An 11,163-nucleotide genomic window follows, 5' to 3' on the forward strand; every position below is an offset into this window, starting at 1 on the left:
AAACAAGGGCAACAAAGCCTGAAACTCCTGACTCCTGACTCCTGACTCCTGACTCCTACCCCCACCGAAAAACTTTTTCAGCAGACCCTATCTAGATGAAGATGTTAACGTTTTAATCGCCGAGTTGTTGAGAGCGAGGGGGTTTGACGCGATTACTGCGAGGGATGCGGGACAACTTAACGCCACAGATAAAGCACAACTCGCTCACGCGGTGAGTCAGGGAAGAACCTTAGTCACTCACAACCGAACCGATTTTGAAGAACTGGTTCGCGATTACTTCGATGCCAATCGAACCCATTACGGGGTGATTTTCGCCGTCCGTCGCCCTCCGCGAGAGATGGCGAACCGTTTACTCGTTATTCTTGATCGAGTGACTGCGGACGAAATGCGAAAGGTTCTTCGTTACTTGTTATGGTTCGATAGGGTGGCATAAATCGACTAAATCCTTATCTGGCGAGAGATTTAATTGATTAGTTCGCTCTAATAAGGGTTTCATCCCTTATAACCCTCGTCGATTGCATAACACAAACCGAAGAACCATGCGAAACCAAGTTCGATATATTTAATCGCCAAGAAAAATCGCCGTGACCCATTTTTAGGTTCTAGAATGGTCGGAAGTTGGATTCGGTGTAAAGGAACCCTTGTGACATCGAAACATTTCCTTAAGATATAAGACCGAAGGTCCAGTCTGGATACAGAATTGATATACCTAGAATCGCTACTCTGGCTCACCCTCTAGGCCATTCCCTTCCAGACTGCTAGGCTATTAGACAAAATGAATAACAATCAAACTCCACGGAAACAAGGACTATATGATCCCCAATTCGAACATGATGCTTGTGGTGTCGGTTTTATCGTTCATAAAACGGGTAAAAAGTCCCACGATATTGTTGAACAAGCCTTAACAATTTTACTAAACCTCGATCACCGTGGCGCGTGCGGTGCGGAAAAAAATACCGGAGATGGAGCGGGTATTTTGTGCCAAATCCCCGACCTATTTTTCCGGAAAGTGACCAGTAATCTAGGCTTTACCTTACCGGCAGCGGGACAATACGGGGTAGGAATGCTCTACACGGCCCCTGATGCCGAAATTCGCCAGAAAGGTCGGCAGCAATTCGAGAAAATCGCCGCCGAAGAGGGGTTAAAAGTTCTCGGTTGGCGTGATGTTCCCACGGATAACTCCAGTTTGGGCAATTCGGCCAAATCTACCGAACCCTTTATCGAACAGGTTTTCATCGAACGCAATGCCAATTTAAGTGATGATCTGGCCTTTGAACGCAAATTATACGTTATTCGCAAACGTTCCCACCTCAGTCGTCAATCCTTTAATCGTTACTGGTATCCTTGCAGTATTTCTAGTCGTACCATTGTCTATAAAGGGCAATTAATGCCGGTACAGGTGGGGGACTATTTTCCCGATTTACACGACCCCGACTTTGAAAGTGCTTTAGGATTAGTCCATTCTCGTTTTAGTACCAATACCTTCCCCAGTTGGGAACGCGCCCACCCTTACCGTTATATTGCCCACAATGGCGAAATTAATACCCTGCGAGGTAATATTAACTGGATGCACGCCCGTCAGTCAATGTTTGCCTCACCCTTGTTCGGGGAAGACATCAAAAAAATCCAGCCAGTCATTAATATCGAGGGTAGTGACTCCTTAATTTTTGATAATGCCCTAGAATTAATGGTTTTATCGGGGCGTTCTCTTCCTCACGCTGTCATGATGATGATTCCTGAACCCTGGGCGGCCCACGAATCGATGAGTGATGAGAAAAAAGCTTTTTATGAATACCATTCCTGTTTGATGGAACCCTGGGATGGTCCGGCCTCGATCGCTTTTACCGATGGTACGATGATGGGAGCAGTGTTAGACCGCAATGGTTTACGTCCTTCCCGTTACTACGTCACCAAGGATGACCTAGTAATTATGGCATCGGAAGCGGGAGTTTTACCCATTGAACCGGAACGCGTCGCTTTTAAAGGTCGTCTGCAACCCGGCCGGATGTTCCTTGTGGATATGAAAGAAGGTCGTATCGTGGCCGACGAGGAGATAAAAGAAGGTATTGCCAAAGCTCATCCCTATCGCCAGTGGTTAAACGAAAATTTAGTCAATTTAGACGATTTACCGGCTGTGGAAACTGCCTCACCTGAAACTCCTGTTTCCCTAATTCAACAGCAAACCGCTTTCGGTTACACTTTTGAGGAATTACGTCTTTTATTAGCCCCCATGGGCCGGGATGGAGTGGAAGCAGTGGGTTCCATGGGTTCCGATACGCCCCTAGCCGTCTTGTCCGATCGGCCAAAACTGCTTTATGATTACTTTCAGCAGTTATTCGCCCAAGTCACTAACCCCCCGATTGACTCGATTCGCGAGGAAATTATCACCTCTCCCATCACCACTATCGGCGCGGAGAGAAATCTCTTGGATCCGCAGCCAGAAAGCTCTCACCTGATTAAACTTAACTCTCCCATCCTCACTAACGCCCAATTAGCGCGTTTACAGGGCAATAGCGAATTTAAAACCGTTACTATTGCCATTCTCTTCGATCCCACTTCGGGAGTCGAGGGAATGCGTAGCACAATTGAGGCAATTTGTCAAGAGGTGGACGAGGCAATTTTAGCGGGCGCGAGCATTATTATTTTAAGCGATCGAGGTATCGATAAAAATCACGCCCCGATTCCCTCACTGCTGGCCGTTGCCGGTTTACACCATCACCTCATCCGGCAGGGAACCCGCACCAGAGTCGGCCTTGTCTTAGAATCGGGCGAACCCCGGGAAGTCCATCACTACGCCCTTCTCCTCGGTTATGGTTGCGGTGCGATTAATCCCTATCTAGCCTTTGCCACCCTCGGCAGTATGATCGAGGAAGGATTATTGGTAGGAGTTGACCACCCAACCGCCTGTAAAAACTACATAAAAGCCGCCACCAAGGGCGTAATTAAAGTGGCCTCTAAAATTGGCATTTCTACCCTGCAAAGCTACCGTGGAGCGCAAATATTCGAGGCTATCGGCTTAAATCGATCGGTAGTCGATCGCTATTTTACTTGGACAGCTTCCCGCATTGAAGGGGCCGATTTAGAAATTATTGCCAAAGAATCCCTACTCAGACATGGCCACGCTTTCCCCGACCGGGACGTGAACGTGCATACCCTCGATATTGGCGGTGAATATCAATGGCGTAAGGACGGGGAAGCCCATCTTTTTAGCCCAGAAACCATTCATACCCTGCAACAAGCGGTAAAATTGGGCAAATACGACCTCTTTAAGCAGTATTCCCAACTGGTCAACCAACAGAATCAAAAATTCTTCACCCTGCGGGGACTATTAACTTTTAAAAACCGGGAAAGTATCCCCATCGAAGAAGTGGAACCGATTGAAGCGATTATGAAACGCTTTAAAACCGGGGCCATGAGTTACGGGTCTATTTCCAAAGAGGCCCACGAATCCCTCGCTATTGCCATGAATCGTATCGGTGGCAAGTCGAACACCGGGGAAGGGGGCGAAGATTCCGAGCGCTACACTTGGACAAATGAACAGGGAGACTCGAAAAATAGTGCCATTAAACAGGTGGCTTCTGGCCGTTTTGGTGTCACCAGTCTTTACCTCTCCCAAGCGCGAGAATTGCAGATAAAAATGGCCCAGGGGGCAAAACCGGGCGAAGGCGGTCAATTACCGGGTAAAAAAGTCTATCCTTGGATTGCCAAAGTCCGTCACTCCACCCCCGGAGTCGGTTTAATTTCTCCCCCACCCCACCACGATATCTACTCCATTGAAGACCTAGCGGAGTTGATTCATGACCTAAAAAATGCCAATCGTGCGGCGAGAGTGAGCGTAAAACTGGTTTCTGAGGTGGGAGTCGGTACAATCGCCGCCGGAGTCGCTAAAGCTCACGCAGACGTGGTTTTAATCTCTGGTTTCGATGGTGGGACCGGTGCATCTCCCCAAACCTCGATTAAACACGCGGGTTTACCCTGGGAGTTGGGACTAGCAGAAACCCATCAAACATTGGTGTTAAATAATCTTCGCAGTCGCATTGCGGTGGAAACCGATGGTCAGATGAAAACCGGCCGCGATGTGGTGGTAGCGACCCTATTGGGGGCCGAAGAATTCGGTTTTTCGACCGCGCCACTGGTAACGTTAGGCTGTATTATGATGCGGGTTTGTCATCTTAATACCTGTCCGGCGGGGGTAGCGACCCAAGATCCGTTATTACGGAAGAATTTCATCGGGGATCCTGAATATACGGTGAATTTCATGAAATTTATCGCCCAGGAAGTGCGGGAAATTATGGCCGAATTGGGATTCCGCACCTTAAATGAAATGGTGGGGCGAACTGATGTATTAGAGCCGAAACAGGCTGTAGAACATTGGAAAGCGAAAGGAATTGACCTAACTCCGATTCTCTATCAACCGGAGGTAGAGCCAGAGGTAGGACGTTATTGTCAGATTCCCCAGGACCACGGTTTAGATAAGTCTTTGGATCTAACAGTTTTACTGGATTTATGCAAAGATGCCATTGAAAAAGGCGAAAAAGTCAAAGCGACACTACCGATTAAAAATATTAACCGCGTGGTGGGGACGATTTTAGGCAACGAAATCACTAAACGTCACTGGGAGGGTTTACCCGAAGATACCGTACATCTCCATTTTCAGGGCAGCGCGGGGCAGAGTTTCGGTGCTTTTGTTCCCAAAGGAGTGACACTGGAGTTAGAAGGGGATGCTAATGATTATGTGGGTAAGGGTTTAAGCGGTGGCAAAATCATCGTTTATCCGCCCAAAGGTTCCACTTTTGTGGCCGAGGAAAATATTATCATCGGTAATGTGGCTTTATACGGTGCGACCAGTGGTGAGGTGTATATTTCTGGGGTTGCCGGGGAACGTTTTGGGGTGCGTAACTCTGGGGTGACTACGGTGGTTGAGTCCGTTGGCGACCACGCTTGCGAGTACATGACTGGGGGTAAAGTCGTTGTTTTAGGGCCCACCGGTCGCAATTTCGCCGCCGGAATGAGTGGTGGTGTGGCCTACGTCCTCGATGAGTCGGGGGATTTCGCCACTCGTTGCAATACCCAAATGGTAGCTTTAGAGGCGCTAGAAGGGGAAGAAATCGACGATTTACGCGAGTTAATTCAACGTCATGCTGATTACACCAACAGTCAAAAAGCGGCCCTGGTTTTAGCAAATTGGTCGGAAATGTTGCCCAAGTTTGTTAAAGTAATGCCCAAGGATTATAAGCGGATGTTGCAGTGTATTAAAGAGGCGTTAGATTCGGGTTTAACCGGCGATTCTGCCCTCGATGCGGCTTTTGAAGCTAATGCACGCGATGTGGCAAGGATTGGCGGCAGTTAGAGGTTAAGGGGGCTGAATAGTCCCCTTAAACTTTTCTTAATATTCAAATCTTCAAGATACTGTTTGCTAGTAAAAAAATGTTAGAAACTAAAATTCTTAAAGATATAGAGTTAGCTTTTAGACAGTTTGGCTATGAAGGGGAAGATGTATTCAATGTAATTGCCTATTCTTACATTGATGTTTTTGCCATTGAAACTACTAAAAAGCTTGCTAAGATTATTACGAAAGGGCGGTGTGTATCAGAAATTGTATTTCAAGATAAGACTCTTCAGGAAAAAATTCATTGTCATATCAAAAAAGATATTAATGGGAAAAATCTACCGATTTTTTATCAGTATTTTTTGGCTAAAAGATTTCGAGATATTACGGGAAAGTTTTTTACCCCACACGCAATAGCAGAACAAATGGTCAGTATGCTTCCTATTAAATCGGATGCTTTAATAATGGATCCTACTTGTGGCAGTGGAACTTTTTTAAAAGAAGCTGGAGAACGTTGGCAATGTACACCTTGTCATCTCATTGCCAATGATGTAGATGAGATGTTGGTTTGTTTAACGGAATTAGTTTTAAAAATAAATGTCAATAAGAGTCAAAAGATTTCTCGATTTACCTCGAATATTTATCACCCCGATCAAGAAATTCAAACACTATTTGGTCAAGTAGATTACATTGTAGCAAATCCACCGTTTTCACTGCCAATAGACTTGTTAGAATCTCAAAGCGACTTATTCAATTTAGGCTATAGAAATAGCGATGCTCTATTTATTGATTTAGCTCTAGAGTTATTAAAGCCTGACGGACGTTTAGTTTGTCTTTTGCCTCATTCAATTATCTCGAATAAAGAGTATGAAAAGTTACGTCAAAGTGTCGAGAGAAGTTGGTTATTAACCGCCGTTATAATATTACCTGAAGGCGTTTTTCAATCAACTTCAAATACCACGACTCGTGCCGATATTATTGTCTTGGACAAAAAAGGTAAAAATACAATAAATAAAAAGACGATTTTCTCTAATATTTCTTCAATTGGCATCCCCCTGAACAATCAGCAAAAAAAGACAGAAAGCAACGATCTAAAAAAATTGCTAGAAAACAAGGAAGTCGCCAAAGTTCTCGGGATTTAAGTATAAAAACAATGAAAAAAAACGGGCATACTTTTTTTACAATAGTAGATACCTGTAAGATAGAAGCAGGTATCTGGAATCCCTATCATTACAAAAAGAATGACTTAGGTTATACTCTATCAGATTTTGTTGATATTCAAAAAATTATCAATCATAAATGCGATATTAGTTCCTGTCATTTTGCACCGATCGAATATAAAAACATTCCAAAAGGAGAACTATTAACCTTTGTACTAGAAGATAATTATTTAGCAAAAGGACGATATAGTGTTGTCGGTGAACAATCTCTAATTTTTGGCACTATGAGAGCCTATCTTGGCAATGTTTTAGTAACACCAAAAGCAACTTGGATCGAAAAAGATAGTCCCTTATTCTATCCTATTAATTCAGAGTTTGTACAGATCATACCCAAAGATAACCTACCTTATTTTTGGTGGTGTTATCTCAAATCAGCTTTATTTCTCCATCAAATGCCAGCAGGGAGTGGTGGAACACGCCCAAGAGTAAGCGTAGAGAATTTGGAACAGATACCTGTAAGCGTTCCTACATTGCAAGAACGGACAAAAATAAACTCTAGTTTAATAGTTCTAGCAGAGCAATCTTGGCAAAACCTTCTTGCTTGCAGACAGATAATGAAACAGGCAAATTTATCAAATAATCAATGATTATGCCCGATATATCACCACAAGAAATTCAATCACTACGCAATATTTTTAAGTCATTGATTGGCATAAAAATAGATTGGTTGAGTATTCCAGATCAAGCACTAAAAGGATTTGAACCTAGCCAAGTGGCTGTAATTGTTAACACACTTTTAGATGGAGTTTTACCCCAAATTCAATTAATTTCAAATTATCAAAATCAGGAAAAACTTAAAAACATTGGACTAGAGAAATCTCCTAGTCAAATTGGAGAACGAGAAAGTTATCCCGACTACATTCATATTTCAGGCAAAAGAGTAGAGTTAAAAGGTTTATTTGTAGATAATAAAACTTTACAACTCAAAAGACCACCGACACCAAGAGAACCATCGGCAAGACTAAAAGAAAATATTACAATTGATAGTATTGATGCCGAAAAAGATATTTTATTGATTGCAGCTATTCAACTTCAAGAAGAAAATGGTTTTTGTTCACCATTTATCGTTGACATTGAAGTGTTTTCAATGATCGATTGCATTCGAGCAAGAGATCAACGATTGATAGAAACTGGCGGTAAATGGATTGATAATGTTCCCAAGGTGATTAGTAATAATGGCCGGAAAAAACAAAGAGCAGGGGAAACATTGGCAGATAATGATTATGAAAAAGATACTAATTTTGGTAAATTAAAACGAATACCATATCCGCCACTCCAAGATTTTTTAACTAAATGGACTTAAAAGATAATTAATACTTAGGGCTTGCTAAATATCAGTGGAGGTCATGCTAGAAAATGGTTTTGGTCTTTTTTTGGACAAAAAAGTGCAAGAAACAAACGTTGAGAAATCGAAATATGGACTCAAAACCCTTGCACTTTCGCTCTTTGATCGCGAAGTTTTCTGCTTCGAGGTGTGCGAGATCATTCTATTATTCTGATAATTTTGCCAGTGGGAGATTATTATCGGTAATTAACAATTCTTCCCCCAGTTTGAGATTGTATATCAGTTCGGGCAGTTTAGCTTGAGCTTCTTGGAGAGAGACAATCATAATTTTACGGCAAGCGGGAAGATGAAAGGACTTTCTAGGCCGATAATTTCTCGATTCTAACTGATCGACGCAGAGAAGGGATAGGCGAACAGAAAACCCACCCCGCTAAGAACCCGTGTTAAACTGATGAATTATGCTAGTGTCTAGAATTGACCTATGCCGAACTTAACCTTAAGCAACGAACAAGTTATCGAGTTATTTGTGTATCTATGGCGAGAGACAGACGGATACAATCCATAACTTGCCAAGAAATCTTGAATGAGTTTTCCGAGAAACTCATCCAAAAATTTACACTTTCAGAAGAAAGAGCAGAAGAGATTATTCAGGAAGTACGCCAATTTTCTCGAATTGTCAGAATTAATCAAGAGCTTGCCCTAGTATCTGCCGATCCCGATGACGATATGATCATAGAGTGCGCGATCGCTGGCAAGGCGACCCATATTATCACGGGAGACAAACATCTTCTTTTACTGGTTGAATATCAAAATATTCAACCAGTAAAAGCAAAAGATTTTCTAGATTTCTTAACTCGAAATAATAACCATCAATTATGAACTTTACTCAATGTAATTTTACTACAAGATATTCCCGAAGAAAGATTATCCGCAGGAGACGTGGGAACCTTGATAGAAAAACATCAAATCGAGGGATTAGAAAGGGGTTATAGTGTCGGATTTTTCGATAGGTTGAGAAAAACGATTACTGTTGTCACCATGGCCGAAAATTCCCCCCGTTTCGCCGCCCCGCTAAGGACCCGTGTTAAACTGATTAATCATGCTATTTTCTAGAATTGACCTATGCCGAACTTAACCTTAAGCAACGAACAAGTGATCGAATTAGTCAAACAACTCCCTGAAGCACAGCAACAGGAAGTTTATAAAATTCTCATCCTCAGTCAGTGGAGACAGTTGGAACCAGTATTTAATGAAGGAGCAGAAAGAGCTAGAATCGTAGCCAAAGAACGCGGCTATGATTGGGATACCATGACCGAAGACGAAAGAGAAGAATTTATCGATGAAATCGTTCACGAAAAATAGTGACCTATGTAGTTGTTTTTGATACAAATATATTAATCTCTGCTTGGCTGTCTAAAAACAGCCCTACATTTTCTTGCTTATCGTTAGCGAAGACGGGATCGGTATCTTCAGTAACCTGCCAAGAGATTTTAGACGAATTAACCGAAAAACTTCAGCAGAAATTTCAAATATCTGAACGGGGACTTAGAGAATATATCGCAGAAATTCGTCAATTTTCTAGCCTTGTTCCGATAACGAGACAACTTAGAGCCGTTCCCAACGATCCCGATGACGATATGATCATAGAATGTGCGATCGCTGGCAAGGCGACCCATATTATCACGGGAGACAAACATCTTCTTTCACTGGTTGAATATCAAAATATTCAGATCGTAAAAGCAAAAGATTTTCTGGACTTTTTAGATCAAAATAATAACCATCAATTATGAACTTTACTCAATGTGATTTTATTAAAAGACATTCTAGAAGAAGAATTATCCAATGGAAACGTGGGAACATTAGTAGAAAAACATTAAGTTGAGGGATTAGAAACGGGGTATAGTGTCGAGTTTTTCGATAGGTTGAGAAAAACGATCGCTCTCGTCACCCTGCGGGAAAGTTCCCTCTGTCTCCCTACCCACAGAGACTGACCAAACGTTAGACCGGTAAACAACACTACCATCTAAAAGCTCGAAAGCGGGTTGCTACAATTGCAATAGGTGTAACTTCCATAGATGAGAAGGCCGAGTGAAGACGATAGCGACTTTCTTGGTAAGCTGATGGACGAAATTAGTGATGAGGCCGAAGCAAGAGGATTAAAACCCGAAATTTTAGAGTCTTTACTGAATGAATCTTGAAGTGAACTATACCAGTCTTAACCAACTTAATCATTCCCAAGCGTTTGACAGGATAGATTTCTAAAATGCTCCAATCCCTCCTCACCCTACCCGAATTTCTTGCACTACCGGAAAGCAAACCCGCGCTGGAATATATCGACGGTCGGATCGTTCAAAAAGCTATGCCGAAAACCCGACACGCTCGATTACAGAGCAAATTAATCGAGAAAATCAATCGCATCACCGAAACAGAAAAAATCGCTTATGCGTTTCCCGAATTGCGCTGTACCTTCGCGGGTCGATCGATCGTCCCCGATATCGCCGTACTCCTCTGGCAGAATATCCCCTTCGATACCAACGGTGAACCTCTCGATAATATTCTCATCCCTCCCGACTGGACGATCGAAATCCTTTCCCCCGAACAAAGTTCCAACCGAGTCACGGGAAATATCCTGTATTGTCTTAAACACGGCTGTAAACTGGGATGGCTACTCGATGCCGAAGATCGATCAATCCTCATTTTTCTTCCCGATCGACAACCCGAATTACGCCAAGGCCTCGATCGACTAGAAATCTTACCGGATATCGATCTAGAATTAACCGTCGAGGCAGTTTTCTCGTGGTTAAAAATGCAATAGCGGCAAAAATTTCATTTTTGAATTGGTGCATGAAGAAAGACTATCCGTGGGAACCTTGGTAGAAAAACATCAAATCGAGGGATTAGAAACGGGGTATAGTGTCGGATTTTTCGATAGGTTGAGAAAAACAATTACTGTTGTCAACCTACCCGAAAGTTCCCTCCATTTCCCCACCCACGAGGATCGACCTTGACCCTACAGGACTGATATTTTCCCATCTTTAGCAGAATATCGGCATCTAGAAGAGGGTGCGATCTTGCGGCAGTTATAGTTGAGAGGGTGTGTTACACTAGCCTTAAGGCACTGTGTAGGCCGTACTCGAATTACTTCTCAACAATCCATTATCATAAAAAATCTACGAGTTAGTTATGATGGAATGGTTTTCCGTCCCGAAGAAAAGATTGAATTAGAACCCAATACCCATTACCGAAATTTTGGGTTAAAGCCCCGTCCTAAAAGGACGGCTTTTTAAACTATAGCTTGTTAACTTAACTTTTATTGTGCTATACTGATT

Annotated in this window: 12 protein-coding genes and 1 pseudogene; 12 read left to right on the forward strand and 1 reads right to left on the reverse strand. The window is 42.8% G+C overall.

The window, feature by feature from the left end; all coding sequences use genetic code 11:
* Positions 1-100 precede the first annotated feature (100 nt).
* From BGL89_RS12015 to BGL89_RS12035, 5 genes and pseudogenes are all read left to right on the forward strand, one after another.
* Positions 101-433, forward strand: a pseudogene (locus BGL89_RS12015) (DUF5615 family PIN-like protein); the annotation flags it as partial.
* 342 nt (positions 434-775) lie between these two features.
* A complete protein-coding gene (gene gltB / locus BGL89_RS12020; RefSeq protein ID WP_286825902.1) occupies positions 776-5,350 on the forward strand; it encodes a glutamate synthase large subunit in 4,575 nt (1,524 codons plus the stop codon).
* 77 nt (positions 5,351-5,427) lie between these two features.
* On the forward strand, positions 5,428-6,471 hold the full coding sequence (locus BGL89_RS12025) for an HsdM family class I SAM-dependent methyltransferase (protein ID WP_286825903.1): 1,044 nt from the start codon (positions 5,428-5,430) through the stop codon (positions 6,469-6,471).
* A gap of 11 nt (positions 6,472-6,482) precedes the next feature.
* On the forward strand, positions 6,483-7,136 hold the full coding sequence (locus BGL89_RS12030; RefSeq protein WP_286825904.1) for a restriction endonuclease subunit S: 654 nt from the start codon (positions 6,483-6,485) through the stop codon (positions 7,134-7,136).
* The gene (locus BGL89_RS12035) at positions 7,133-7,852 is read left to right on the forward strand and encodes a hypothetical protein (protein ID WP_286825905.1); all 720 of its coding nucleotides are present in this window, start codon (positions 7,133-7,135) and stop codon (positions 7,850-7,852) included. The genes BGL89_RS12030 and BGL89_RS12035 overlap by 4 nt, the downstream gene beginning before the upstream one ends.
* A 187-nt stretch (positions 7,853-8,039) precedes the next feature.
* Here the strand turns inward: BGL89_RS12035 and BGL89_RS12040 are convergent, their stop codons facing one another.
* Positions 8,040-8,159: a type II toxin-antitoxin system Phd/YefM family antitoxin gene (locus tag BGL89_RS12040; protein ID WP_286825906.1), complete on the reverse strand. Its 120-nt coding sequence runs from the start codon at positions 8,157-8,159 to the stop codon at positions 8,040-8,042.
* Positions 8,160-8,308: 149 nt separating this feature from the next.
* Between BGL89_RS12040 and BGL89_RS12045 the strand changes: the two genes are divergently transcribed.
* The 7 genes from BGL89_RS12045 to BGL89_RS12075 all read left to right on the forward strand — a co-directional run bounded on the left by BGL89_RS12045 (position 8,309) and on the right by BGL89_RS12075 (position 10,842).
* On the forward strand, positions 8,309-8,713 hold the full coding sequence (locus BGL89_RS12045; RefSeq protein WP_286825907.1) for a putative toxin-antitoxin system toxin component, PIN family: 405 nt from the start codon (positions 8,309-8,311) through the stop codon (positions 8,711-8,713).
* Positions 8,714-8,728: 15 nt separating this feature from the next.
* Positions 8,729-8,947, forward strand: a complete 219-nt coding sequence (locus BGL89_RS12050) for a DUF4926 domain-containing protein (protein ID WP_286825909.1) — start codon at positions 8,729-8,731, stop codon at positions 8,945-8,947.
* Positions 8,948-8,956: 9 nt separating this feature from the next.
* Positions 8,957-9,196, forward strand: a complete 240-nt coding sequence (locus BGL89_RS12055; RefSeq protein WP_002791637.1) for a hypothetical protein — start codon at positions 8,957-8,959, stop codon at positions 9,194-9,196.
* Positions 9,196-9,624 (forward strand): putative toxin-antitoxin system toxin component, PIN family, encoded by a 429-nt coding sequence (locus tag BGL89_RS12060; protein ID WP_159297729.1) that lies wholly within the window; start codon positions 9,196-9,198, stop codon positions 9,622-9,624. The genes BGL89_RS12055 and BGL89_RS12060 overlap by 1 nt, the downstream gene beginning before the upstream one ends.
* A 285-nt stretch (positions 9,625-9,909) precedes the next feature.
* Positions 9,910-10,032 carry a hypothetical protein gene (locus BGL89_RS12065; RefSeq protein ID WP_286825911.1) on the forward strand — a complete coding sequence of 41 codons (123 nt, stop codon included), beginning with the start codon at positions 9,910-9,912 and terminating at the stop codon, positions 10,030-10,032.
* Positions 10,033-10,097: 65 nt separating this feature from the next.
* Positions 10,098-10,649 carry a Uma2 family endonuclease gene (locus BGL89_RS12070; RefSeq protein WP_286825908.1) on the forward strand — a complete coding sequence of 184 codons (552 nt, stop codon included), beginning with the start codon at positions 10,098-10,100 and terminating at the stop codon, positions 10,647-10,649.
* A gap of 25 nt (positions 10,650-10,674) precedes the next feature.
* Positions 10,675-10,842, forward strand: coding sequence for a DUF4926 domain-containing protein (locus BGL89_RS12075; protein ID WP_286825910.1), 168 nt, complete (start codon positions 10,675-10,677; stop codon positions 10,840-10,842).
* Positions 10,843-11,163 lie beyond the last annotated feature (321 nt).

This window comes from Microcystis sp. LSC13-02 (genome assembly GCA_002282935.1).
In the GTDB taxonomy this organism is placed as follows: Bacteria; Cyanobacteriota; Cyanobacteriia; order Cyanobacteriales; family Microcystaceae; genus Microcystis.